Consider the following 25,920-nt stretch of genomic DNA (forward strand, 5'->3'; position numbering starts at 1 on the left):
TCGTCTTTCTATGAGGCTTTTTTATTAGGCTTCGTCAGCTATGCGCTCTCAGTATTTTCACCAGTATCAATGCGTAATAACTCGTCACCATCAGCGACCAAATCCCCTGCTGCAAATAGCAATTCTGCCACCACGCCATCCGTCGGCGCAGTAATAGTATGCTCTATCTTCATCGCCTCGATGACTGCTAACGGCTCGCCTTTTTTCACAGTATCGCCAACCGCTACTTTAAAGGCAACAACCTGCCCTGGCATCGGTGACTTTAAACTACCGACCGCTGCGGACTCTTCGCCTACGTGCGCCATGATATCAACAAGCGTAATTTCGTCACGGCCACTGTCTGTGAACACATAAACGGTCTCATTAAGTACCCAACTTTGCGCGCTAGTACCTGCACCATCTAACCATAACGTATGATTATTTTCGTCACTACTGGTATAGCTCACCTGACCTTCATAGACTGTTTCGGTCTGAGCAGCTACGTTAATATTGTTATTATCCTGCGTGTTAGCGATTTCTTTTTCAATAACGAGCGTAAAGCTGCTGAGGTTATCGCTGCCCTTTTTGCTATCAGAACAATTCGCATTATGCCAATTGCTCAGGCGGGCAGTATAAGCACTCTCATCATAAACCAAGCTGAATGAGCGAGTGTAATCGTTATAAGCACGGAAGCCAGTAGGTTTGCTAAATGGATCGATATCTGACTCTTGCGTCGCCATCTCACTCGCAAGCTGACGAGTAATGGCGGTCACAACCAGCGTCGATAATGCCAAAGGCTGCTGATTAAAAATCGCATCACGCTCGTGCTCAATCAATGCCGTATCGAGATTGGCTTTGCTAAAAGACGCCGTATTCAAAATATAGCGCAAAAATGCCGCGTTATTCGGCAAACCCACGATACGCGTTTGGGCAAGTGCTCGATCGAGCTTGGCTAATGCTTGCTCTCGCGTTGGCGCATGCACGATGAGCTTGGCAATCATAGAGTCATAGAACGGGCTAATCACATCACCTTCGCGCACGCCATCATCGATACGCACGCCAGTACCATTTTTATCAATCATAAAGGTGCTGTGTTCAGGTTTTTGATACGTAAACAATGTACCTGTCGCTGGCAAGAAGCTATTGTCAGGATTTTCGGCACAGATGCGTGCCTCAATTGCATGACCGTTGATAGTCAGATCGTCTTGAGTTTTTGGCAATGGGTGACCTGCCGCTACCAAGAGCTGCCATTCGACCAAATCAACACCCGTAATCGCTTCACTGACTGGATGCTCAACCTGCAACCGCGTATTCATTTCCATAAAATAAAAATTCATAGCGTCTTCGCGCTGCTCAACGATAAACTCGACCGTGCCTGCGCCGACATAATCGACCGCACGAGCCGCTTCGATGGCAGCGGTGCCCATCGCCTCACGCATCGCAATATCAACACCCGGTGCAGGCGCTTCTTCTAATACTTTTTGGTGACGGCGCTGTACGGAACAATCACGCTCAAACAAATGCACATAGTTGCCATGCGTATCACCAAATACTTGGATTTCGATATGGCGTGGTTTTAATGCGTACTTTTCAACCAACACTTTATCGTCACCGAAGCTCGTAATGGCTTCACGGCGACATGAGTCTAATAAATCCACAAAGTCGCTGCTTTTTTCAACGATACGCATACCTTTACCGCCACCACCAGCGCTGGCTTTAATCAGTACTGGATAGCCAATAGCGTCGGCTTGCTGCTGCAAGAATTGCGCATCTTGATTGTCACCATGATAGCCGGGTATCAGTGGCACGCCAGCTGTTTCCATCAACCGCTTGGATTCAGACTTGCCGCCCATAGCTCGGATAGCATCAGCCGATGGACCGATAAAGACCAGTCCTGCATCCTGACAAGCTTGCGCAAAGTCAGCGTTTTCGCTTAAAAACCCATAACCCGGATGAATCGCTTGTGCGCCAGTCTCAAGCGCTATCGCGATAATCGCATCACCTTTGAGATAGCTGTCTTTTGGTGCCGAACCGCCCAAATAGATCGCCTCATTACAGACAGCCACATGCTTGGCTTCACGATCCGCATCAGAATAAACAGCGACGGTGCTAACACCCAGACGCTTGGCAGTCGCGGCTACTCGGCAGGCAATTTCACCACGGTTGGCAATTAGAATTTTAGAAAACATAACTATCCCTGTGTGTTATCGTTTTTATTTGAGGTCTTATCTATTTACTCATTTATCTCTCGTGCAGTATTAATCTGCCGTCAACCAATTGGGCTTACGTTTTTGCAAAAAGGCTTGCACGCCCTCTTTACCTTGCTCTGATGAGCGAATATCAGCGATGCCTTTTACTGTATCGGCAATCAGCTCATCAGTGATGGGTGCACCAGCGACATCGTGTAATAGCTGCTTGCAGGTTTTGACTGCGTCAGGGCTATTTTTGACGACTTTACTACAAAATATAGCGACCTCATCAGCCAGCCATTCTTCGCTAACACGCTCATGGATAAAGCCAAGCTGACGTGCCTTTTTGGCATCAAACACTTCAGCACTTAAGAAGTAACGCTGCGATGCTCTAGCACCCAGTGATCTGATGACATAAGGGCTGATCGTTGCAGGTGCTAAGCCCAAACGCACTTCGCTTAGGCAGAAGTTTGCAATTTTGACAGCGATGGCCACATCACAAACAGCGACTAAGCCCATGCCACCTGCATAGACATCACCTTGGATTGCCGCAACTGTTGGCTTCGGGCATTCGTAAATAGTTTTGAGCATTTGCGCCAATTTATCAGCATCCGCTAAATTTTCTTCATAGCTATAATCTGCCATGGCACGCATCCAATTCAAATCGGCACCTGCGCAGAATGCCTTGCCAGCAGCCGCTAGTACAATGACACGTACCTCATCATCAGCACCAAGCATATTAAATGCATCAGTTAGCTCAGCAATCATTTCATCATTGAAAGCATTACGTATCTCAGGACGATTTAACGTCACAGTCGCCACGTGCTGTTCTACTTTAACCAGTAGGTTTTTATCACTGTTTTTTTGCATTATTTTCTCTATATTTTTTATGTAAATACTTAAACATACTCTTGGTCAATCCATAATAATGTTAATACAAGGAAACCGAATGTAGATGTACAAATCGTACTTCAAATGAGGTTGACGCAGTAGTAGATTATTATGGGAAGGTCTGAAAATGATTACATTCTAAAAATACCAAACGTCGTCTCTTCAATCGGTGCGTTATAGGCGGCGCTTAACCCTAATGCTAATACATGACGGGTATCAGCAGGGTCAATCACGCCATCATCCCATAGACGTGCGGTGGCATAATATGGATGACCTTGCTTTTCATACATATCGAGAATCGGTGCTTTAAATGCCGCTTCATCCTCATCACTCCACGCCTCGCCTTTACGATCAAAATTGTCACGCTTGACCGTTGCCAAGACCGATGCTGCTTGCTCGCCGCCCATCACCGAGATACGTGCATTTGGCCACATCCATAAGAAGCGCGGACTATAAGCACGACCACACATGCCGTAGTTGCCAGCGCCGAATGAACCACCGACGATGACCGTGAATTTTGGTACTTTAGCATTGGCGACTGCCATGACCATTTTGGCACCATGACGCGCAATACCTTCGTTTTCATATTTGCGACCGACCATAAAGCCAGTGATGTTCTGGAGGAATACCAATGGAATTTTGCGTTTACAGCAAAGCTCGATGAAGTGCGTGCCTTTTTGCGCAGACTCACTAAACAAGATACCGTTGTTGGCGATGATACCAACTGGCATCCCTTCGATATGAGCGAATCCGCAAACCAGCGTCGTGCCAAAGCGTGCTTTGAATTCATCAAAAGCACTGTCATCGACGATACGAGCAATGATTTCTTTGATATCAAATGGCTTGCGCTTATCCGTTGGAATGACGCCGTACAACTCTTTGGCATCATAGCGTGGTGGACGTGGTTTGATTTGATTGGGCACTTGCTTCGCAGGACGATTTAGATGACTAACGATATTTCGCGCAATCGACAACGCATGAGTATCGCTCTGTGCTAAGTGATCGACGACCCCTGACAGACGGGTATGCACATCGCCGCCGCCCAAGTCTTCGGCTGTGACCTCTTCACCTGTCGCCGCTTTTACCAATGGCGGACCACCCAAAAAGATAGTGCCTTGGTCTTTGACGATAATCGACTCGTCACTCATCGCTGGTACATAGGCCCCGCCAGCCGTACAGCTGCCCATGACCACGGCAATCTGTGGAATACCTGCCGCACTCATATTGGCCTGATTAAAGAAGATGCGACCAAAGTGCTCTTTGTCAGGAAACACGTCATCTTGATTGGGTAAGTTAGCACCGCCTGAATCCACCAAATAGACACAAGGCAAGTTATTTTCTTGCGCGATTTCTTGCGCGCGTAGATGTTTTTTGACCGTCATTGGATAGTAAGTACCACCCTTTACCGTGGCATCATTACAGACGATCATACACTCGGTGCCATTAATACGACCGATACCCGCAATCACGCCCGCCGCTGGAATCTCTTCGCCATACATATCGTGCGCTGCCATCGGTGCCACTTCTAAAAATGGCGTACCCACATCGAGCAAACGCTCAACACGCTCACGAGGCAAGAGTTTGCCACGGGCTAAATGCTTGGCACGGGCACGCTCTGAACCGCCTTGCACGACTTTACGCAAGTGACCATATAAGTCATCGACCACCGCTTGCATTGCGGCACTGTTTTGCTGAAATTCAGCGGCGTTTGGACTCAGTTTACTGGTTATGATAGCGCTCATGACATCCCTTTTTCTTTAATGCGTAAATGCGAGTGGCTTTTTTATTTTATGCTTTATTTTAGCTTTTACTCATATATCTTATTCATAAAATAACAGATAAGAATGGTTAAATTTCTACAAACCCAGCTCTTCTTTCATTTGTTCAATGATTTTATATTTCTGAATTTTTCCAGTGATGGTCATCGGATATTCAGTGACAAAGCGATAATAAGTCGGCACCTTATAATGGGCAATATGCTCGCTACAGAACTCGCGAACCTCTTCTTCCGTTAAGCTATCTGCTTCTTTAGGGATAATCCAAGCCGCGAGCACTTCGCCATACTTTTTATCAGGAATACCGACGATTTGCACATCACGAATCTTTGGATGACGATAAAGATAATTTTCGATTTCGACCGGATAGATATTCTCTCCGCCGCGAATCACCATGTCTTTACTACGACCAACGATTTTGACATAACCGTCCTCATCCATCGTAGCCAAATCACCCGTATGCATCCAACCATCTTGGATGGCCGCGCGGGTTTTGAAGCGACTGCCCCAATAGCCTTTCATCACTGAATAACCGCGTGTCAGTAACTCACCCGTCTCCCCCAAGGCTACAGTCTCACCCGTTTCAGTATCGATGACTTTGACCTCAAGCGCAGGCTGCACTAAGCCAACGGTCGATACTTGCTTATCAAGCGGCGTATGTTCATTGGTCTGACAAGATACGGGACTGGTCTCTGTCATGCCATACGCAATGGTGACCTCACTCATGTGCATCTCATCGATGACACGGCGCATGACTTCGATCGGACAACTAGAGCCTGCCATGATGCCAGTACGCAAAGTCGATAAATCAAAGTTTTTAAACTCCGGATGGTCAAGCTCAGCGATAAACATCGTTGGCACACCGTGCAGACCTGTACATTTTTCTTCTTCGACTGCTTGCAAGACGGTTAATGGCTCAAAGCCATCGTTCGGATAAACGATACAGCCGCCATGCGTGAGAATCGCTAGGTTGCCAAGTACCATACCAAAACAATGATAGAGTGGCACTGGAATGCACAACTTATCTTCTTCGGTAAGGTTCATAGCCTCGCCGATGAAGTAACCGTTATTAAGAATATTACGATGGCTTAAGGTTGCCCCTTTTGGCGTACCAGTTGTGCCACTGGTGAACTGGACATTGATGGCATCCGTGTTTTTGAGCTGGGCTTGGCGCTCTGCAACCCGTGGGTCATTGGCATCGCCTTCCGCCATCCATGCAGAGAATTTCTGCATAAAACCAAAGGTCTCTTCACTGTCAGGCTCATCAATCCAAATGATACGCTCAATCGTCGGAATCTCGACCAAATCAAGCTGAGTATAGTCTTTATGATAAATCTCAGGACACAGTTCACTGATGAGACTGGCGTAATCGCTGGTTTTGAAATGACGCATGAGCACAAGCGCTGAGCAGCCCAGTTTATTCAAGGCATATTGCAGCTCAAAGGTACGATAGGCAGGGTTAATATTGACAAGAATGACACCAACTTTTGCCGTCGCTAATTGCATTAATAGCCATTCAGCATTGTTATGTGACCAGATGCCGATACGATCACCGATTTCCAGTCCCATCTCAATCATGCTACTGGCTAGCTGATTGACTTGCTGTTGTAGCTCACGGTAAGTCCAGCGGATGTTTTGATGGCGAGAAACCAAAGCTTCACGCTCTGGATACTTGGATACGATAGCATCAAAAAAGTCACCGATAGTCGCCTCAATAAGCGGCACCTCAGGACCTTTATCATAGCTTTGGGTAAGCGGTGCATTTGCTGAGCGTGCGCCCATATTAATACTAGGAATGCTATTTAAAATAGTATCAAAATCAATGTGAGTCGCATCAAAATCAGAAGTTTGCGTCATAACGAGTCCTTTCGTTTTACTTTTTATCGTATTGGTCATTTATAAATAGTACGTATTGATAGCCTGTAGACCCGTTATTCTTCCTTGAATAGGTCTTATATAGATTGTCACTACTATACCGTTGTAAACAAACAGCTGTCAATCATAGTAATACAATGCGTATCATTTAATTAAACCTTTATCTTATAAAAGATAGGCACTTCACTAAAACTATCATAAAAATATGGCAAATTGTTGACACAAAAAAGCCAATCATACTATGGCTAGTACAATTGGCATTAGTATCAAAATTGCTATTAACATTGCTATCAGCACTGCTATTAATGCTCGATTTAAAAACTGAATCTTTAGAATAAACCCAACTTTACGACCATTTAGTTTTAACAGCCATTAAGCTTTAACGATTGGCGGTAACTTAATGGTCAACGTAGCGCTAACTTCATCACTATCATTAAGCAAGTCCATGACTAACGCTTCATCACTTTCCGTCTTGACCTGCCAGTTGCCAGTCGCTTGCGGCACACCTGTTACCATGACAGAGATTGCTTTGTTTTTCAGGCGAATCATGGGCGGTCTATGCTCATAGCCACTGTGTTCATGACCTAAGATATCATCAGCGATGGTAGCAGCCTGTGCGCGTAATGGAGCCACGTAACGACACGGCACGCCATCGATAGACATGCAGTCACCAATCGCATAAATATTGGCTGTACTGGTACGCAAGGTTGGCGCATCCACCACGATACCAGTGCGACGATTGAACTCGACGCCAGCAGCAGCAGGCAGCTTATCATCGACCGTCAGACCTGTACTGGCAATCACATGATCTACGATGAGCGGTTCAATTGGCTCAGCAGTCGTACTGTCTGTCGCTGATGCTAGCGCCTCATAACTGACCTGCAGTTTCCCATCACTAATACGAGTAATACCAGATACCTGATACCCTCCTAAAAAGTTAATCCCTTGCGACTTGACCGCTTGGGCGATACGAGCCGTCGCTTTTGGCGGTAGCATTTGCGATAGTGGCGCATCGTTTAAATCAATGAGTGTCACCTGATGACCAGCTTTGAGTAAGTCTTCTGCAATCTCCGTCCCAACCATACCTGCACCGACGATGGCAACGTGCTGACTGCCAGTGGCTAACTTTTCTTGCAGCTGTCCAAAACGCTCAATATGATTGACGTGCCAAACTAAATCCTCTGGCAAGCTTTTTGGAAAAATAGGATGCGCACCCATCGCCAGTACTAACTTGCCATAACTGATCGTGGCGTAATTGGTATAAACAGGATCTGAGCGCAGTGCAGAGAATAACTGTAATTCTTGAGTTGTCGTATCAACATCCGTTACTTGCGTGTTAGCAAGTAGCTTAACATTTGCAGCCTCTGCCGCATCAACACCAGTCGCTCTTACCAAGTCTGCCGCACTTTTCTTTTGGCTAATGGCCATTGTCAGCATTGGCTTGTGATAACGGTCGCCACTGTCAGCAGTAATTAAGGTAATCGGGATGTCTTTGTCTTTTGCACGAATGGCATCAATCACATGCCAGCCTGCCAAACCTGCACCAATAATGACGATACCGTTGTTTGATACTTCTGAGTTTTCAGCGCTCATATTAGCTCCAATATAAATAAGAGATTATTTTAGTTGTTAGAATATTAATCGCTATTGTATCAGTAAACAGCCATGCACTCATCTATCCAATAACTCACTTAATTAGTTAATATCGAACTCCATGCGATGTGCTGTTGCACGCATGGTTTCACTATCTATTAGTTTTTCGATACAGTATAGACTTGCATGGATGCCTGCACTTATTCCCGCTGATGTGACAATATTACATGTATCATCACTGGCATCTACAAAGCGAGTATCAGAGATAACGTTGATACTCGCTTTGTAGATGCCAGATTATCCAAATCCATCCAATGCGTGGTGGCTGACCTACCAGCCAGCAAACCTGCTTCTGCCAATAGTAACGCTCCTGTACACACTGAAAGTGTAAGCTCTGCCAAATTTTCTTGAGTCTTGATCCAGTCAATCACTACTTTATTATGTATTTCTATTTTTTCAGCACCATAACCACCAGGGATTATTAGTACATCAATGTCTGGATGGTTGGTAAAATTATAATCAGGAATAACTTGCAGACCATTCCTAGCAGATATTGGCGCTTGGTTCTCAGCTATAGTGATAACGTCAAAATACTTATTGTTATCAGCATTTTCAGCTAATGAAAACACCTCAAAAGGTCCTGCAAAGTCCAATACCTCTACTTCATTAAACAGTAGTATGCCAACAGTTCGCTTTAGCGTCATAATCAATCCTAATTAAGTTGATATCATTAAGTAAAATTAAATCCGTCAGTATCATAAACACTATATTTTCAAGCTTGTCTAATCAATTAGCTTAGCCATTTCATCTGCCTTTTCCGTTTGCAGTCGCCCTAGTCCTGCGATTATGCCTGCTCTATTTTCAGCAGTCTTATTTTGACTAAGTTTAAACTGTGCTTGAACATCCGTGATATTGATGCGAATACCAACAATCGCTCGACAAAGTGCTTGAATGTAGTTCACTGGCGCATCACTAAGTGACCATGGAATAGGTTGGTTGGCTTCAAAATCTGTGGTTAGCTTCGTTAAGATTTCAATCAGCATTTCAGGCTCAGTTATCAGGTGAACTAATCCTGTGATATGCACGCTACGATAGTTCCATGTAGGCACTTCTTTATGAGTTATTGCTTTACTTGGATACCAATTGGGGCTGATGTAATGACCAGCATCTTGAAATATAACCAGCCATGGTGCATCAATATTATCACTATTGTTCAAAGTGTTTATTTTAGCAATGTGCCCATATAGACAACCGTATTCACTGCCATCATCTTGCCAGTACATAGGAATATGATAAGCATCTAGTCCAGTATTTGTTTGTACGATGATAGTAGCTTGAGGCTGCTCTTTGATAAAGGCTTTTATAGTCTCAAAGTCTTCCTCTTTAAATGCTTTGGGGGTGAACATCATAGGCTCCAAGTCGTTTTTCAAATAGCTATACGAAAGAAACTGAATACAAAGCGCCCCATTAAAGATAGCCTTTAACTGTCTTTAATAGGGCGCTTTGTATAACCAGTAGCAGTGGAAAGAAAAATAAGTTTTAGAACGTGTCTTTATGTTAGAAACAGCGCTATAGATAATCGTAAATCAAAATCTATTTAATGATTGAGGATCTTCGATAAGAACTGCTGTGCACGCTCACTTTTCGCACCTTCAAAAAACTCATCCTTACTACAGTTCTCAACAATATGACCTTCATCCATAAAGATAATACGATTGGCTACCTGACTGGCAAAGCCCATTTCATGCGTCACACACATCATCGTCATACCATCACGAGTCAGCTCCACCATCACATCGAGCACTTCTTGAATCATTTCAGGATCGAGTGCTGAGGTTGGCTCATCGAACAACATTGCTATGGGATCCATCGCAAGCGCACGCGCAATGGCGACTCGCTGCTGTTGACCACCTGATAGCTCAGCAGGATATTTATTGGCTTGAACGGTCAACCCTACTCGATCTAAATAAGCCATTGCCTTTTGCTTGGCTTCCGCTTCTTTACGACCCAATACTTTAATTTGTGCAACCATTAAATTATCAATGATGGTCAAATGAGGGAATAGCTCAAAATGCTGAAACACCATGCCGACACGGCTACGTAGCTTAGGTAAGTTGGTTTTTGGATCACCGACAGAGATGCCGTTGACCATGATATTGCCTTTTTGAAAGGGCTCTAGCCCGTTCACTGTCTTAATCAAGGTGGACTTACCGCTACCCGATGGACCACAGACCACGACGACGTCACCTTTGTGGACATGAGCGGTACAGTCAGTCAGCACCTGAAAGTCGCCATACCACTTGCTAACGCTATCTATCTCAACGACCATCTCATTGCTAGCATGACCACTGTCTGTGACCAGCCCACCAAAGTCATTTATAAACGTTTTAGCATTATTCATCGTTGGCTCCTAGCCTTATTCTTAATCTTGCCCAATTGCATTCAGTCAAAATATAGTCAATTCTCTATAAAAGAGTTACCGCGTTAACCTCGCTTGAAGTATTACATATACATCTTCACTCGGTTGCCTTGTCTCTCTTTTAAACTGAATCAACGATACATTGATAACAAATGCAGTTAAATTTTGAAAGCATTAGAGCCTATCAAGTGAGATCAGATAACCATGTTCAGATAATCATGCATTGATCGACTCTAACGCTTAACAGTCCTTTATTAAAACCTTAACCTTTTCTGTACGCGTTGTACACCGACTGAAGCTGCCAAGCTCAAGACAAAATACACAGCACCAGCGCCTAAGATGTAAGGCGTCAATAGACCCATTAGTTCACCACGTACGTATGCCGCTCGGAAGAAGTCAGTCAGACCAATAGCGAACACTAAAGTCGTATCTTGGAATAAGATAATACACTGCTGCAATATGAGCGGCAGCATCTTACGAAAGGCTTGTGGCAAAATCACCAGACGCATCGTCTGCCCATAAGTCATGCCCAATGCTTTTGCCGCATTAACCTGACCACTACCGATAGACTGAATACCTGCACGGACGACTTCTGAGAAGTAAGCCGCTTCGAACATCATAAAGGCGACAACACAAGAGGCAAAGGCTGCATCTAGTTGTAAATACTTACCCGCTGCCCAAAAATAAATCATCGGGACGGCAAAGTAGAACCACAGTAGCACCAGCAGTAACGGTACGGATCTAAAATAATTAACATATAACTTGGCGGGAATCTCTAATGCTTTGATACCTGATAAGCGCATGAGCGCCAATACAGTACCTAAGCTGATACCACCGATAATAGCCAAAAATAGGACTTTTAGCGTGGTAATCATGCCACCCATTAAGCCTGGATACGCGGTCGCAAGTTCGGTCATCATACTCATTTCTGACTCCCTGCGATAAGCCCTGGTACTCTTAATTTACGTTCGATCAGACCCATAATAGCGATTAGCGAGAGATTAAAGACGAGGTAAACAATCGTCGCATAAGTATAAATCTCAAGGCTATTCTGTGTGTATTCGCTGATGGTTTTGGTTTGACTGATGAGCTCCATGACGCCGACTAATGAGGCGACAGAGGCATTTTTAAAACAGTTGGTCAGCTCAGAGCTAAGCGGCGGTAAGATAATACGAAATGCTTGCGGTAGCAGTACTTGCTTGTAAGCTTGTGGAATAGTGAAGCCTAGCGCATACGCTGCGTTTATCTGTCCTTTTGGTAGCGACTCGATACCGGTACGTACTTGCTCGACAATACGAGCTGCTGTAAACAGTCCTAAACCAATACTGGCTGAGAGCATCGCGGATGTATTCGGCGATAGATCTCTAAACCACCATTCTTGTAGCGCTGGCGTCAACCAACCAGGTGCCACATAAAACCAAAAAAATAGCTGCACAAGCAGCGGAATATTACGAAAAAAGGTCACATAAGCGGTGCCAATGCGACGAGCTGTTTTGTTAGGTAAGGTACGCATAATACCGAAGACAGTACCGACGACCATAGCAATGGTCCAAGCAATACTACCAATCAGTAATAACCAGCCAAGACCAGTAATCATCCAGTGGATATACAGCTCGTTGCCAATACCCGTATGCTCAAAGAGCACACCCCAGTTCCAGCTATAATTCATGATTGTCTCTCCGAACAGCGATTGAAAAACTTACGTGTCAGATGAGCGATAAGTTCGTTCTGAACACGTAAGCAAGCTAGATTGAAGGACAAATACTACTGTGCTGCTGCTACTTTTGGCTGATCGCTATCATGCGGATTGGCGATAAGTGCTTTTAGGTTATCTGACATCTCAAAGTTCAAGTTGACATTCTTTGGTGGAATTGGGTTTAGGAACCACTTGTCATAGATACTATTGATTTCGCCTGAGCTAAAGGTTTTGTTCAGCGCGTCGTTTACAACTGTTTTGAATTCAGCATCGTCTTTACGCATCATACAACCATAAATTTCAAACGATTGCGGCGTACCAACGATAACCCATTCATCAGGATTTTTAGCTTTGGCTTTTTCGCCTGCTAGCAATACATCATCCATCATAAACGCATCAGCACGGCCGCTTTCTAACATCAAGAAACCTTCGCCATGATCTTTAGCAGAGATGATATCGGTATCCATCTTTTTCTCGTCATTATACTGACGAATATAACGCTCTGAAGTCGTACCAGCGGTAGTCACTAGTCGCTTACCTTTTAGGTCTTCAAAGTCATTGATACCAGAATCTGCTTTGGTCAATAGACGGGTGCCAATCTCAAAGAAACCATTAGAGAAAGCCACTTGCTCTTGACGCTCGACATTATTGGTTGTTGAACCACACTCAAAGTCGACTGTACCGTTTTGGACCAAAGGAATACGAGTTTGTGAGGTGATGAGGTTATAACGAACTTCTAGATCTGGCATGTTGAGTTTTTCTTTAATACCCTCAACCACCTTCATCTCTAGATCATGTGCATAGCCCATAGGCTGATTAGGATCATCGGCAACATATGAAAAAGGAATAGAAGAATCACGATAGCCGACAACGATAGTGCCAGAGTCTTTAATTTTTTGTAGCGTACCATTCATGGTTTCTGTCGCTGCTGCATCATCTGCTGGCGCGTCAGTGCTAGTGTCGCTGCTGTTATTACAGCCTGTTAGGCCTAATGCCACTAGAGCAGCTAAAGTCAACGGTTTAGAAAAGAAGTAAGTCATGAAAAACATCCTTTATCACATTATTACGAGATTTAATGAGTGTTGGACAACATAGTGCTTATTGCCTAACCTAGTTACCATGTATCCATACGGTTGTTGCTGTTGTTTATCACAATGCAACTGAATGTTACTGTACAACAAATTTAATGCTGGTAGTAAACTTTTTTAGTAAAGGATTCATTTTTCCACATATGTACGTTTCAGCAGGTGCAGCCACCTCATCGCTGTCATATATCTATAGCTATGTCGGTCAAGACAATTAATTTTTCACAGATTCATCCTAACGTTATGCCATACAGATACGACCTATGAGTGACTTTCTTACACCAAAACTAGGTATAGTTGGTAATATTTAGACTGATAATAAACCATAAATATATGCAAACTGTACGAGAGAGATGATTGATAAATCACGATGAATCCCCATAAAGCAAACAACTTCTTAATACTACACATGACCTATGACACAAGACACTCAAGCCCCAAATACGGATAGCCAAGCCGCTAGCAACCATCATGACAACGACGTGCGCCAACGCTTCTTTATCGAAGACTCTCCCGTACGTGGTGATGTGGTGCGCCTATCACGCAGCTACGCGAGCACGATTGCACAAAAGCCTTATCCCGAAGCCATCAAACGCTTATTGGGTGAGATGCTGACGGCTGCCAGTTTGCTCATCAGCACGGTCAAAATAAATGGCCGTTTGTCCATTCAGCTACAGTCATCAGACAGCGACAGCTTGCTCAACTGGGCAATGGCAGAGTGCGATCAAAACGGTGTCATCCGCGCGCTTGCTAGCTGGAAAGCTGAAACGGATGAGCAAGTACAAGCGTGGGACAATATGATCCATGCCAAAGAAGCCTTTGCTGAACTAGGCGAACCTGGACAAGGCGTATTGTTTATCAATATTCAGCCTGAAGGTGGCGAGCCATATCAAGGTATCGTTGAGCGTAGCCATGACAATTTGGCTGACTGCTTGGCGCATTATCAAAAGCAATCTGCACAAATTCCAACGTTGATTAATCTGGCGTCTGATGGCCTGCAAGCGGGTGGTATATTGGTACAGATGCTGCCTCGTACTGCCGCAGAGACTTATGAAGTTGAGCAAAACGAAGATGCTGGTATCGATGATGATTTATGGATACGTTTGTCTGTATTGACGCGTACAGTCAAGGCCGAAGAGCTGACCACCCTCGATGCTAACGAGATTCTATATCGCTTGTATCATGAAGAAAACATCGTCGCACCTGAACCTGCGCCGTTATCATTTGGTTGTACCTGCTCACGCGAAAAATGTGAGATGGCCATTGAGCAAGTCGGCGAAGTAGAAGCATTAGATATCGTGGAAGAGCAAGGCGGCACGTTTGAGATGGATTGCGGATTTTGCGGTGAAGTCTACAAGTTTAATAAAAATGATGTCGCAGCGATATTTGCTGAGTAGTCGTTTGTCACTACACATTCGCTTTTATAGAAAAACAAAAACCCCTCAAGCGTGATGCTTGAGGGGTTTTTGTTTTATACTAAGTCTTTAAAATATGGGTATTTGCTATGAATGATTTTTGGCAAGAGTTGATTATAGGTAATGCTGTTTTAGTTGGCTTAATTACTTATATAGGCAAAATATACCTAGAAAGAATTGGTCGCAAAGAACAAGCAGCTATTGATGAGCGACTAAAACGACTTGAACAAGATCACGAGAAAATATTAAATAAAGACGAACATTTTCATCAGGTTACCCTAGATACTTATCAAGAAATATTTAAGAAGAAGATAGAAGTTTATGATGAGCTTACACGCTTAAAATCTTTATACATCAATCATAACTCTATTGTTATCTCTCTTAGAAACAACAAAGATTTTCTAAATGAGCAATACTATGATAGCAGCAAAGGCATTGAATGCTATAGTCTATTACTCCAGATGTATGCATATACTATCAAGAGCCAATTATACATCAGTACAAAATTATTAGAAAAATTCACTGAATGGATGAATAAAAAGAATGACCTACATGCTACATATATAGCTGAAACTCTACCTCATGTTAATGAAGAAAATATAGAAAACTATGTAGGTGATAATTTGAAAGCTACCATGATTGAGTTTGATGGACGCTCTACACACATCTTGGAAGAAAATATCAACGAAATATTTTCTCAAATTGATGAGGATATAAAGTTTGTGAAAGGTAAACATGGGTTTTGATTGCTAGTGTATATATACTTAGCTATTAGTGTAGATAGCCCGAAAAAAAACTTAAAATCCTTTAAAACACCAGAAATTTAATTAGCCGATATGCTACTCGCCTTCTCAATTAAATATAGTTACATTGATGGGTTAAATTCAAAACATACCTATCTACACCGCCACATCCCAACTTCTAGGATAAGAATATATCCGATCTTCACCCGTATAGTCACGCTGACCATTATCCAGTAACCATGCAACCACTTGCTCACGCACTCTTCTACTATTGATTAGATTCATATGGCTCACCCCATAAAACACTGCTTTGTGACCATCTGGCACAAACAGCGCATGCTCAGTATCATCTTCACCTAGCGCAGAGGCTACCGACACCAGACCATCACCTAACAAGTCCGTCATCTTAGAGTCATAGTGCGTCTCGACCAAGGCACTGGCGACAAAGTAGGTTTTGATACCACTTGGCAAACCCGTAGGATGACGAAAGTCTTGTGGCAGCACACTACGTCCTTCTAAAGATTTCCAATCAACATCACGGATACTGCCATGACGCAGATCAATGATACCCGCACTACGCATATCACCTAGCTTTGCAAGCGAGCCTGCAAACGGCAGCTTGGCAATAATTTCTTGCACGTAATTGCCAATACGTTCGAGCACGGCACCGTGATGTGGCGAGCCTAGCGTGATGAGATTACCGACTCGCTTCACCCAATCCAAGTGATCTTGCTCACCGTAAAACAGCGCACTGCGAGAGACCAAGCCGCCCATACTATGACCAACCAAATCTATCTGACTGATATTAGGGTTGTCATCGACCAACTCTTGCAATATTCGGCAAAACTTACGACCGCTGCGTGAGATGCGTCGACCCGTATTATAATCAAGATATAGCACTGTGGTATCAGGCTGGCTAAGACTAATCGCACTACCAAGACCATTACCCTCTTGTGATTGCCAACTCAAATGGCTCATGCATAGACCATGACATAGGATGACCACGCGCCCTGATAGTTTTTCACGTTCTGGCAGTTTTTCATGTTCTGACAGTACTTCACATTGCGGATTGCCGTCTTTATCGTATAGCACCATCGGAATGGCGAGCGGGTTTTGGCTATTGACCAAATGATCGCCCATGACGCCATTTAACACATTGACCAGTTTTTTTAAGGACTCAGGCAATGGCTGAGACGTCTTTTGCATAATAATGTTTTTATATACTCTGAGCACCGATGCCAGATTATTACCCACCATCAGCATGACATGACGTATCGTGCCATAAATGCGGCCAGTGATACCGCGCTGCCACTTGTTTAGATGGTTTTCGTTGAAACGACCTAGAGGGCGCAAAATCACTTCGCGGTGAATGGCTTCTACAATATCAGTCACCTCTACCACACCAACCGTCGCAAGCTGCGCTAAGCCTTCAAAAAAATCCGTCAAAGACACGGGTTTCGTTATCGTTTCTTGACTACCATCGGCTAATAGTTTGACCAACTCATCCACGTCAATGGCTTCGAGTTGGTCTATCTGCTCATACAAATCACTGTGCAGTGGCGCGCTGTTGTCTGGTATAAAATGTGCTTCAAGTTCGTGTCGAATAGTATCGCTGTCGTCACGACCAATGCTATCGCTTACACGGTCTTTATAACGCAAGTTTGGAGGGTTCATCATGTTGCTCATAGCGTTCATTGTGTTGGCACATTTAGCGAAAAGGATAGTTTTCTATACTAGTCTTTAAATAGTGTAAATAGAAGAAATCATTGGATTTTGAAGTGTATTAATTGTTAGGAAATATTGTTGGAAAGGACTGATAGGCAGTTGATGTTGCTTGTTTTTTTAATATAGCCAACGAACTGCCAAACCGCTACGGTGTTACTCTCCTTAGATGCCCTACTTGTAAAATCTGCAGCCAGCTGCCTTGTACCCATTTCAGAGTTCTTTGACTATGCTGTGCCCCAACACAAAAATCCCAAGCCATTGCTTGAGATTTGATGTAGGTGAGTCATTTAGCGATAATTTAGAAATAGCGCTTTACGAGAACGATTCTGCCAATATCACATCACCATCATTTTTGGTAATCATTACCGTAGCAGATCTTGGCGTACTACCGCCTTTGACTGCGCCCCAAGCATTACCAGGGTGCTGAATGTTGATAAACAAGGTTTTAAAATCTGGTGTCATGGTGATACCTGTCACCTCACAGCCTTCAGGACCGACAAAGAAACGCTTAAGATTGTCATCAGTCGCTGCTGAGCCTATACGAGTTTGTTGCCCTGTCGAGGCTGTTTTAACTGATCCATCATTCACTTTACCGGGCAATGCTGCCAATAGCATACAGTTGGTCGTGTCTGTATATGCACCATCATCTGTTTGAATCCACAATACGCCGCGCGGGTCAAAAAACAAACCGTCTGGAGAAGACAAATCGTTATTAGCATTCAATCCTGATAGGTTTTCTGCAGACTTGTCACTAGGTGACGCAAATAGATAAATGTCCCACTCAAAACTGGTGGCTGCATGATCACCATTTGTTTCGGCCCAGCGGATGATATGACCATTATCATTACCAGCGGCTTTACCGTTCACATTATAACTGCGAGGATTACTGGCTGAAACAGGCTGATCGTCATCGACGCCGCGGTTTTTATTATTGGTCAAGGTTACATATACTTCACCAGTGACGGGGCTGACCGATACCCATTCAGGGCGATCCATCTTCGTCGCACCCAACACATCGGCAGCTGCACGCGCAAAAACCAATACGTCATCTTGACCATTAAACGGCAGCACACTGTTGGTATTGTCTAATCCATTTTGACCATAAACTAATGGCTGCCATGTGCCACTGCCATCTTCATTAAAGATTGCCGTGTATAGCGTGCCTTCGTTCATGTATTTGTCACCCGCTTTTAGGCCGCCACCGATATCACTTTTTGACCACTTGGCTTTTGACACGAACTTATAAATATACTCACCGCGTGAGTCATCACCCATATAAAACACAACAGGGCGACCTTGTTTCACAGGTGCAAACGCACAGTTTTCATGAGCAAAACGACCCAAAGCTGTACGTTTTTGAGGCATAGCATTTTTATCAAACGGGTCAATTTCGGTGATATAGCCAAAGGTATTAAATGCATTACGATAATCATCAATGGCCGTTTTACCTGCGACGGTCATGTTCCAGCGCGCAAACTCGTCAGTCATGGTAGCGTCTGCTGCTTTTGGTGTATGCCACAAGTAACCCCAAGTAGCATGGTCTTCTTTTGCACCATAACGCTCGCGGCCATAATTTTGGGCAGCACTTAATTGGCTGGCATCTTTACCGCGTGCGAAAACTCCTAAGAAATTCTCTTCGGTGGTCAAATAAGTACCCCAAGGCGACAATCCCGCCCCGCAGTTGTTATTGATGCCACGTGTTTTTAAGCCAGTAGGGTCAAATTTAGTCTTGACCAAATCAGACCCTGCAACAGGGCCAGTGAGCTGTGATGGAGTACTACTGGTGATGCGGCGGTTATATTTAGAGTCTCGAACCATCTCGTAACCCTTACCACTAGCGCGGCGCTTCATCTCAACCACAGAAACACCGTGACAATTTACCTCGCGGCGCACATCAGTAGCACGGCGAACTTCTTGAAAAATAGGCTCAGCACTGCTGTCTTTTTTTACATCATAGCCAAACGGGCTTAATTCGGCGCTGTTCACGTATTCATGATTCATGACTAGCAAGCCGCTTTCAGAGGCTTTGACATCGTAATTATTACCTGTTTTGCCAAAAAACCACATGCCATCATGATTGTCACCCATGCGCCAGTCAAATGATTCAGCAGATTGCTCACGGTTGTCTTTCCAGTCCTCGATTCCCGACATCAGTGGCGTACCAAGTGGCAATATCATTTCTGCCTTGTAGCCGTCAGCCACGCTCATTTCTGCTGCGGTCGAATGTGCCACTGCGGTGAATTTTAATGTTTCTGGGCGGCTTCGATTACCATGTGCTGGAACAGCGGCATCATCGCCACTACGAACTGTCATGGTGCTATTAGCGTTTTTAGTATGACCAACCAGTGGCAATGTACCAAAGAAAGCGGCAGCGGTTAATCCTGTACCACCTTTTAATAAACTGCGGCGGTTCAATCGACGACTGATAATGGTTTGAAAATCCATATTATTAGTAGGATTAGAATCTTCAACGACTTCATGAGCGAGGTTTTGATTGTTGTTTACTTGCTGATCGTTATTTACTGGCTTATTGCTTAATAGGGTCATTATCAGTCACCTTGCTATTCGGCTGGATTGTCATAAAAAACATTATGGCACTGCTATTAACAGCACCAAAAAAATATGAAGTAGCCGCTATCCTACTCAGCATTCATGACAGTATGTTGAACGTTAGATGACAATCTGATGACAAGAAGTTTTGGTGATGATAGAAAACAAAAAAATCCCAAGCGCTAACTTGGGATTTTTTGATATTTATTTGATACTAACCGTGGGCTGAGCAAGTTTACTGTACTTGTGATACCCACTCATGTGCGCCTAACTTAAGTTTTACTTGATCACCGGCTTGCAATATACCAACACCACTTGGGGTGCCAGTCATAATCACATCGCCTGCTTGTAAGCTAAACGCGTGGCTAATTTCTGCAAGTAACTCGTAAACTGAAAACAGCATTAAGGCGCTATCACCATCTTGCTTGAGCTCATCATTGATGATGAGCTGATAGTTTACTTGGCTAAAATCCCCAAAGGCTTGTGGATCAACCCAATCAGCCAAGACACAAGAGCCATCAAAGCACTTGGCACGCTCCCATGGATGACCTTTTTCTTTTAGCTTACTTTGCAAGTCACGTAACGTTAAGTCCAATCCCAACGTTACACCACCAATCGCTTGCTTGGCTTGCTCAGCAGTTGCCGCAGATAGATCCGCTGACAGCTGAATACAAAGCTCCGCTTCGTAATGCGTATCGCCATATACTGCTGAATCAGGACGAGCAATGGCATTGCGTGTACTGACTACTGACGATGCAGGCTTCATAAATAAGATGGGCGATTTCGGTATCTCATTTCCCAACTCGCGGGCATGTTCGGCATAATTACGACCAACACAGACCACCTTACCGATGGGGGCACGCAATCTGTTATTAACATTGGCGACACTGGTATCATCATGGACGCTAGTAGAAATCGCATCGGCTAAAGACATATGTGGTGACTGGCTCATAATAGGCGCTCACAGCAAATTATTGTTATTTTCGTAAATGTACATACCGCACTATTTAGTCTAGGGCGTGTATCACTATTATGCTTATGATAAATAATTTTTGCCACAACTTCTTAAGGAATCGTACTGGTAATCACGTCTGGTGGTACATAGCTTGTGTGGCGATTCATTCTCTTTTCAAACAATCTAAAGCTAAACAAAATCACCCATGACAATAGCAGATACACGATACCAGCAGCGAAGAACAATTCCATCAAGGTATAAGTACGCGCACTAATCGTACGAGCAACACCTGTGATATCCATCAACGCAATGGTAGATGCCAATGCACTACCTTTTAGCATAAAGATGACTTCGTTACTGTAGGCTGGAATCACGATACCAAAGGCACGAGGCAACGTAATACGTGTCAGCTTCTGCCACTTTGACATGCCAATAGCATCAGCCGCTTCCAACTCACCAACAGGAATAGTCTGAATCGCACCGCGAATGATTTCTGCTAAATAAGCACTGGTATTCAGAGTGAAAGCAATAATGGCACACCAATACGCTTGGCTAAGTACGGGTTCCCATAAAAACGATTCACGTACTGCCTCGAACTGACCCAGACCATAATAAATCAAAAATATCTGTACCAGTAGCGGCGTGCCACGGAAAAAGAAAATATAAGAGAATGGTAGTATTTGCACCAGCCAGCTCTTTGACAAGCGTAACTGCGCTAAAACCAAACCAAAAAATAGACCGATAATACCGGAGACAACGACCAGCTGTGCGGTCAACACAGCGCCCTCTAATAACTCAGGAATATTATCAAAAATGACCTGCCAATTCCAATCCATAGTATCTCTCCCTTTATCCTATGGTCGATTGACGATGAGTGGACTGACGGCTCAGCTTTTTAGCATAGCGTGCTGCTGGATTGGCGCGCCATTCAAGCCACATCATAAAGCCAGTAATCAACATGGTCAGACCCAAATAAATAATCGCTGCTGCCATATAAAAAGTAAAGGGCTGCTGCGTTGATTGAGCGGCACGTGATGACTGATACATAATGTCTTTGAGGCCTATGACCGATACCAATGCGGTATCTTTGAGCAAGACCAAAAACAAATTGCCCAATCCTGGCAACGCAATCTGCCAAACTTGTGGCAAAGTAATACGATAAAACGTCTGAAAAGGACGCATACCAATCGCTTGCGCCGCTTCACGTTGTCCGATGGGAATCTCTTGAATTGACATGCGAAAGATTTCAGTCGCATAAGCGCCAAAAGCAATCGATAGCGCCATTACGCCACCCCAAAAGGCACTAATCTCAACGTATTCGTTATAGCCGAATTTTTTGAGAATCGTCATCAGCAGTATCGAGCCGCCATAATAGATGAACAGCACCAATAGCAACTCAGGGATACCACGCATCGTCGCCGTATATACAGTCGCAAGCTTACGTAGCAGCCAGACATTAGACAGCTTAGCGGTCGCACCAAGCAAGCCCAAAGCCATACCAATAATTAAACTGGTAACGGCAAGCTTGATGGTGACGGTAGCGCCGCTCAGTAGTAGCGCGCCAAATCCTTGTAAATCAAACACAATTATCCACTCTGTCTCTTTATATTAGCAATTTGCAAAATATGAGTTAAAAGAATCAGCATCAATAGCTGAGCGCTACTAATAATCGTATTTTATACCAAATTAGGTATGGGTATTTTGCGTCATATATTAACGTCAAAATGATACGAAAATTACTGCGAAAATTGACGCGGTAGAAATGAGGGCTGATTTTATCATATTCACTGCAAGCTATGTTAATACTCACATGTAAAAGCAGTGCCTAAATAGGCACTTATCTTCTTAAAAACGAGTCAAATCAGGACTGTTTTTATAAACCAAGCAGTCAATATAGCGAATATCCAACTATTTTTTAGAAAAAAAGAAGGGCACTACCATTAAGGCAATACCCTTCTTACTGATTAAATCAAAAACTAGCTGATGAGACATAACCATTTAAACGGTTGTTAATTCAGATTATGGCTACTCGCTCAATAAAGTATTTAGCGAGTTATCGAACAAGTCACTGAGCAAATCACTGAACAATTTACTTAGCTTACTCGGCAGGTTCCGCTACCGTATCAGTCTCAGTTGCTGTTGTGGTACTGGTTTCTGGCACCGCAAAATATTTGTTATTGATATCATCATAAGTGCCATTTGCTTTAATATTGGCTAACGCCTGATTGATCTTTGCTTGTAGTTCGTCACCTGGACGAACCGCGATGGCAAAGTTGTCATTGATATCAATCTCTTCACCTTTGAGCCCATACTGACTGCCTGATGTTGAACCAAGCCACTCTAGTGCTGGCAATTTATCAGATACCATTGCATCAACACGGTTTGAGCCCAAATCCAAAAACGCATTACTGAGCGTATCATACAGCTTCATATCAGCGTCTGGATATGCCTTCTCAAACCACTGCGAAGAGATGGTCGAGCGCTGAGCAGCGATAGAGTTTGCATTGATATCACTACTATTACTAGGATCAAAACTGCTGTCTTTTTTGGCTAAAAAAACCAACGTATTGCTAAAGTATGGCTCAGTAAAGCTGACTTGTTGCTCACGCTCAGGGGTGACTGACATAGCCGCCACAATCGCATCATATTTACCTGCCTTTAGACCGGGAATAATACCGTCCCAATCTTGCGCCGTAATTTCACAAGTCATCTTCATATCGGCACAGAGAGCATTGGCAATATCTACATCAAAACCACCAAGAGTGCCATCCGCATTGGTATAGTTAAAAGGCGCATAAGCACCCTCAGTACCAATACGTAGCACTTCACCCGTCGTTTCTGCCTCAGCAATCACTTGAGTGGCATCATCACTCGCATCATCTTGACCATTACTACAGCCTGCTAAAGTTAAAAGCGCAGCCATCGTCACTAAAGGCACTGAAAATCGTCGTGCCTTTATACCATTGATAACTGATGCGTTCGTGACTGCATTGTGTTGGTCAAAATGGTTTTTCATGATCATCCTTGGAGTTTGTTAATAGAAATATTGCTCATCGCTATCGGTTCACGGTACTGTATTTGTTCACGATACTATTGTTCACGGCACTATTGCTCACGGTACTGCGACCTCACCCTTGTATCAGCTAAAGATAGTGATAAACGGTGAGATACATCAGTAGTCGCTTGCGGCTGTTTTTCTTCAGCAATTATTTTTCTTCAGTAGCCATCGCATCAGCTGGCGCTTCTTCGACACTATCAGTTGTTGCTACTGCTTTTTGTGCGGCAGCCGTTGAGCTAGTACCAAAATAGCTACCAGTGATCTGATCATAGGTACCGTTGTCTTTTAGCTCAGCCAAAGCAGTATTGAATTTAGCCACTAATGGATCACCTTTACGGAATGCAATACCCATAGCATCTTCTTCAGTGCTGATTTCTTGACCTTTTACTTCATAGTCTTTGCCAGCGTCAGTTTTTAGCCAATCGTTACCAGTGACTTTGTCAGACATCATCGCGCGCACACGACCTGAAGTCAGATCCAAATACGCATTATCTTGAGTGTCATAGAGCTTGATGTCAGCTTCGGTATGCTCATCTTGTAAGTACTGTGAAGAGACTGTTGAACGCTGCGCAGCAATAGGCTGATTGTTTAGATCAGCAACGCTGATATCGTCGCCTTTTTTACCAATCAAGATAATACCGGTATGAAAGTACGGCTCACTGAAATCCACGACTTCTTTACGCTCAGAGGTGATCGACATACCAGCGATGATTGCATCAAATTTTTGTGCATTTAGGCCAGGGATTAGACCATCCCAATCTTGAGAAATAACTTCACACTCAGCTTTCATTTGCGCACATAACGCATCGACCAGCTCAATCTCATAGCCAATCAGTTTGCCATCAGCATCGGTATAGCTAAATGGCTTATAGCTCGACTCTGTCGCAATTTTAATGTTTAAAGGCGCATCGCTAGCTGTATCAGCTTCAGCGCTTTCTGCTGGTGCTGAACTATTATTACAACCTGCCAGCATAAGCATTGCAGCACTTAGTGGGGCAAGCCATAATGCTTTTTTACCCATTGATGATGTCATTGAATTTGTCATTCTCGTTGTTCCTTAATATAGTTACTAGCCGGTAGTCACTCATGACTGATGTATGAAAGCTCATTTATTACAGCTTATTGACCAAAGTTCGCCTGCTCAAGACGAGCCAGCTCACCGTTACTACGGATTTCACTTAAGGCTTTGTCAAAATCAGCTTTGAGTGCATCACCTTTACGGACAGCAATAGCAATATTGTCGTTGTTATCAATTTCATCGCCAACGATACCGAAGCCTTCAGTATTATCCGCTAACCATGATTTAGCAGAAACTTTTTCAGCCAATACGGCATCACTACGACCAGATTTTAGATCCAAGTAAGCATTGTCATAGTTGTCATACAACTGCACGGTATTACCGTCTTTGCCTTCATAGTTATCTTGTAGATAAGCGCCAGGCGTGGTTGAACGTTGGCCACCAAGGGTCAAACCTTTGATCGACATAGGGTCAAAACCACCAGTGCTATCCGTCAACCATACCATTGTGTTGGCGAAGTAAGGCTCGCTGAAGTCTACTTTCTCTTGACGTTCAGGCGTAATCGACATACCTGCGATTACGGCATCGTATTTCTGTGCCAATAGACCTGGAATAATACCGTCCCAATCTTGAGCCACGATTTCACATTTGACTTGCATCTGATCACATAAGGCATTGGCGACATCAATATCGTAGCCTGCCAAAGTGCCGTCAGCATTGGTATAGTTAAAAGGAGGATAAGCACCTTCGGTAGCGATACGAATGGTTTTGCCAGCCGTTTCTGCTGCAGGGGCATCAGCATTGTTATCGGCGGCTTCATTAGAAGATTGACCACAAGCGCTCAACATCAATGCTGCAGTAACGGTCATCGACGACCACAATAGGCGAGAATTCGACATCATACATTCCTTAAATTCTGATGGGTTTTTAATGTAGGGTTCTGATATTTTGTTC

At 43.9% G+C, this 25,920-nt stretch carries 21 protein-coding genes; 2 read left to right on the plus strand and 19 right to left on the minus strand.

The genetic code is table 11. The features are described from left to right. Positions 1-38: 38 nt before the first annotated feature. The 11 genes from AAEY75_RS06235 to AAEY75_RS06285 form a co-directional block, all read right to left on the minus strand. A complete protein-coding gene (locus AAEY75_RS06235; RefSeq protein WP_197215846.1) occupies positions 39-2,168 on the minus strand; it encodes an acetyl/propionyl/methylcrotonyl-CoA carboxylase subunit alpha in 2,130 nt (709 codons plus the stop codon). 69 nt (positions 2,169-2,237) lie between these two features. Continuing rightward, positions 2,238-3,038: an enoyl-CoA hydratase/isomerase family protein gene (locus AAEY75_RS06240; RefSeq protein ID WP_352259089.1), complete on the minus strand. Its 801-nt coding sequence runs from the start codon at positions 3,036-3,038 to the stop codon at positions 2,238-2,240. A 152-nt stretch (positions 3,039-3,190) separates the two neighbouring features. Beyond that, positions 3,191-4,801 carry a carboxyl transferase domain-containing protein gene (locus AAEY75_RS06245; RefSeq protein ID WP_352259091.1) on the minus strand — a complete coding sequence of 537 codons (1,611 nt, stop codon included), beginning with the start codon at positions 4,799-4,801 and terminating at the stop codon, positions 3,191-3,193. A 114-nt stretch (positions 4,802-4,915) separates the two neighbouring features. Then, positions 4,916-6,691, minus strand: coding sequence for an AMP-binding protein (locus AAEY75_RS06250; protein WP_352259093.1), 1,776 nt, complete (start codon positions 6,689-6,691; stop codon positions 4,916-4,918). 390 nt (positions 6,692-7,081) lie between these two features. Next, complete coding sequence (locus tag AAEY75_RS06255; protein WP_352259095.1) at positions 7,082-8,302, minus strand: FAD-dependent oxidoreductase; 1,221 nt, start codon at positions 8,300-8,302, stop codon at positions 7,082-7,084. A gap of 245 nt (positions 8,303-8,547) precedes the next feature. Then, positions 8,548-9,006, minus strand: a complete 459-nt coding sequence (locus tag AAEY75_RS06260; protein ID WP_352259097.1) for a DJ-1/PfpI family protein — start codon at positions 9,004-9,006, stop codon at positions 8,548-8,550. 78 nt (positions 9,007-9,084) lie between these two features. Continuing rightward, complete coding sequence (locus tag AAEY75_RS06265) at positions 9,085-9,711, minus strand: FMN-binding negative transcriptional regulator (protein WP_352259099.1); 627 nt, start codon at positions 9,709-9,711, stop codon at positions 9,085-9,087. A gap of 188 nt (positions 9,712-9,899) precedes the next feature. Continuing rightward, on the minus strand, positions 9,900-10,631 hold the full coding sequence (locus AAEY75_RS06270; RefSeq protein ID WP_197215988.1) for an amino acid ABC transporter ATP-binding protein: 732 nt from the start codon (positions 10,629-10,631) through the stop codon (positions 9,900-9,902). Between the two features lie 344 nt (positions 10,632-10,975). Further along, positions 10,976-11,647 (minus strand): ABC transporter permease subunit, encoded by a 672-nt coding sequence (locus tag AAEY75_RS06275; RefSeq protein WP_010201838.1) that lies wholly within the window; start codon positions 11,645-11,647, stop codon positions 10,976-10,978. After that, positions 11,644-12,390 carry an amino acid ABC transporter permease gene (locus AAEY75_RS06280; RefSeq protein WP_352259102.1) on the minus strand — a complete coding sequence of 249 codons (747 nt, stop codon included), beginning with the start codon at positions 12,388-12,390 and terminating at the stop codon, positions 11,644-11,646. Before AAEY75_RS06280 ends, AAEY75_RS06275 begins: the two co-directional genes overlap by 4 nt. A gap of 95 nt (positions 12,391-12,485) precedes the next feature. After that, positions 12,486-13,457 carry a glutamate/aspartate ABC transporter substrate-binding protein gene (locus AAEY75_RS06285; protein ID WP_197099804.1) on the minus strand — a complete coding sequence of 324 codons (972 nt, stop codon included), beginning with the start codon at positions 13,455-13,457 and terminating at the stop codon, positions 12,486-12,488. 461 nt (positions 13,458-13,918) lie between these two features. Between AAEY75_RS06285 and hslO the strand changes: the two genes are divergently transcribed. Then, complete coding sequence (gene hslO / locus AAEY75_RS06290; RefSeq protein WP_352259105.1) at positions 13,919-14,899, plus strand: Hsp33 family molecular chaperone HslO; 981 nt, start codon at positions 13,919-13,921, stop codon at positions 14,897-14,899. Between the two features lie 107 nt (positions 14,900-15,006). Beyond that, entirely contained in the window at positions 15,007-15,663 is a 657-nt protein-coding gene (locus AAEY75_RS06295) for a hypothetical protein (RefSeq protein ID WP_352259107.1), read from the plus strand. 153 nt (positions 15,664-15,816) lie between these two features. On the opposite strand, the gene AAEY75_RS06300 is transcribed toward AAEY75_RS06295, so the two are convergent. From AAEY75_RS06300 to AAEY75_RS06335, 8 genes are all read right to left on the minus strand, one after another. After that, complete coding sequence (locus tag AAEY75_RS06300; protein ID WP_352259109.1) at positions 15,817-17,337, minus strand: alpha/beta fold hydrolase; 1,521 nt, start codon at positions 17,335-17,337, stop codon at positions 15,817-15,819. A 360-nt stretch (positions 17,338-17,697) separates the two neighbouring features. Next, a complete protein-coding gene (locus AAEY75_RS06305; protein WP_352259111.1) occupies positions 17,698-19,932 on the minus strand; it encodes a PhoX family protein in 2,235 nt (744 codons plus the stop codon). A gap of 238 nt (positions 19,933-20,170) precedes the next feature. Continuing rightward, on the minus strand, positions 20,171-20,887 hold the full coding sequence (locus AAEY75_RS06310; protein WP_352259113.1) for a fumarylacetoacetate hydrolase family protein: 717 nt from the start codon (positions 20,885-20,887) through the stop codon (positions 20,171-20,173). A gap of 113 nt (positions 20,888-21,000) precedes the next feature. Continuing rightward, a complete protein-coding gene (locus tag AAEY75_RS06315) occupies positions 21,001-21,726 on the minus strand; it encodes an ABC transporter permease (RefSeq protein WP_110921786.1) in 726 nt (241 codons plus the stop codon). Positions 21,727-21,739: 13 nt separating this feature from the next. Next, complete coding sequence (locus tag AAEY75_RS06320; RefSeq protein ID WP_110921787.1) at positions 21,740-22,474, minus strand: ABC transporter permease; 735 nt, start codon at positions 22,472-22,474, stop codon at positions 21,740-21,742. A gap of 514 nt (positions 22,475-22,988) precedes the next feature. Then, positions 22,989-23,813 carry an ABC transporter substrate-binding protein gene (locus AAEY75_RS06325; protein ID WP_502944381.1) on the minus strand — a complete coding sequence of 275 codons (825 nt, stop codon included), beginning with the start codon at positions 23,811-23,813 and terminating at the stop codon, positions 22,989-22,991. A 283-nt stretch (positions 23,814-24,096) separates the two neighbouring features. Next, complete coding sequence (locus tag AAEY75_RS06330) at positions 24,097-24,993, minus strand: transporter substrate-binding domain-containing protein (RefSeq protein WP_352259118.1); 897 nt, start codon at positions 24,991-24,993, stop codon at positions 24,097-24,099. Between the two features lie 74 nt (positions 24,994-25,067). Continuing rightward, on the minus strand, positions 25,068-25,868 hold the full coding sequence (locus tag AAEY75_RS06335; RefSeq protein ID WP_352259120.1) for a transporter substrate-binding domain-containing protein: 801 nt from the start codon (positions 25,866-25,868) through the stop codon (positions 25,068-25,070). Positions 25,869-25,920: the final 52 nt, after the last annotated feature.

Origin of the sequence: Psychrobacter sp. TB55-MNA-CIBAN-0194, from assembly GCF_040309505.1 — a bacterium.
In the GTDB taxonomy this organism is placed as follows: domain Bacteria; phylum Pseudomonadota; class Gammaproteobacteria; order Pseudomonadales; family Moraxellaceae; genus Psychrobacter; species Psychrobacter fozii.

Excerpts from the sequence above, each read along its gene's own strand:
- AAEY75_RS06260 (WP_352259097.1), bottom strand. The coding sequence starts at position 9,006 with ATGACGCTAAAGCGAACTGTTGGCATACTACTGTTTAATGAAGTAGAG.
- AAEY75_RS06315 (WP_110921786.1), bottom strand. The coding sequence starts at position 21,726 with ATGGATTGGAATTGGCAGGTCATTTTTGATAATATTCCTGAGTTATTA.
- AAEY75_RS06235 (WP_197215846.1), bottom strand. The coding sequence starts at position 2,168 with ATGTTTTCTAAAATTCTAATTGCCAACCGTGGTGAAATTGCCTGCCGA.
- AAEY75_RS06245 (WP_352259091.1), bottom strand. The coding sequence starts at position 4,801 with ATGAGCGCTATCATAACCAGTAAACTGAGTCCAAACGCCGCTGAATTT.
- AAEY75_RS06310 (WP_352259113.1), bottom strand. The coding sequence starts at position 20,887 with ATGAGCCAGTCACCACATATGTCTTTAGCCGATGCGATTTCTACTAGC.
- AAEY75_RS06240 (WP_352259089.1), bottom strand. The coding sequence starts at position 3,038 with ATGCAAAAAAACAGTGATAAAAACCTACTGGTTAAAGTAGAACAGCAC.
- AAEY75_RS06275 (WP_010201838.1), bottom strand. The coding sequence starts at position 11,647 with ATGAGTATGATGACCGAACTTGCGACCGCGTATCCAGGCTTAATGGGT.
- AAEY75_RS06295 (WP_352259107.1), top strand. The coding sequence starts at position 15,007 with ATGAATGATTTTTGGCAAGAGTTGATTATAGGTAATGCTGTTTTAGTT.
- AAEY75_RS06255 (WP_352259095.1), bottom strand. The coding sequence starts at position 8,302 with ATGAGCGCTGAAAACTCAGAAGTATCAAACAACGGTATCGTCATTATT.
- AAEY75_RS06250 (WP_352259093.1), bottom strand. The coding sequence starts at position 6,691 with ATGACGCAAACTTCTGATTTTGATGCGACTCACATTGATTTTGATACT.
- AAEY75_RS06285 (WP_197099804.1), bottom strand. The coding sequence starts at position 13,457 with ATGACTTACTTCTTTTCTAAACCGTTGACTTTAGCTGCTCTAGTGGCA.
- AAEY75_RS06305 (WP_352259111.1), bottom strand. The coding sequence starts at position 19,932 with ATGACCCTATTAAGCAATAAGCCAGTAAATAACGATCAGCAAGTAAAC.
- AAEY75_RS06325 (WP_502944381.1), bottom strand. The coding sequence starts at position 23,813 with ATGGCTGCGCTTTTAACTTTAGCAGGCTGTAGTAATGGTCAAGATGAT.
- AAEY75_RS06265 (WP_352259099.1), bottom strand. The coding sequence starts at position 9,711 with ATGATGTTCACCCCCAAAGCATTTAAAGAGGAAGACTTTGAGACTATA.
- AAEY75_RS06270 (WP_197215988.1), bottom strand. The coding sequence starts at position 10,631 with ATGGTCGTTGAGATAGATAGCGTTAGCAAGTGGTATGGCGACTTTCAG.
- AAEY75_RS06300 (WP_352259109.1), bottom strand. The coding sequence starts at position 17,337 with ATGATGAACCCTCCAAACTTGCGTTATAAAGACCGTGTAAGCGATAGC.
- AAEY75_RS06335 (WP_352259120.1), bottom strand. The coding sequence starts at position 25,868 with ATGATGTCGAATTCTCGCCTATTGTGGTCGTCGATGACCGTTACTGCA.
- AAEY75_RS06330 (WP_352259118.1), bottom strand. The coding sequence starts at position 24,993 with ATGACAAATTCAATGACATCATCAATGGGTAAAAAAGCATTATGGCTT.
- AAEY75_RS06280 (WP_352259102.1), bottom strand. The coding sequence starts at position 12,390 with ATGAATTATAGCTGGAACTGGGGTGTGCTCTTTGAGCATACGGGTATT.
- hslO (WP_352259105.1), top strand. The coding sequence starts at position 13,919 with ATGACACAAGACACTCAAGCCCCAAATACGGATAGCCAAGCCGCTAGC.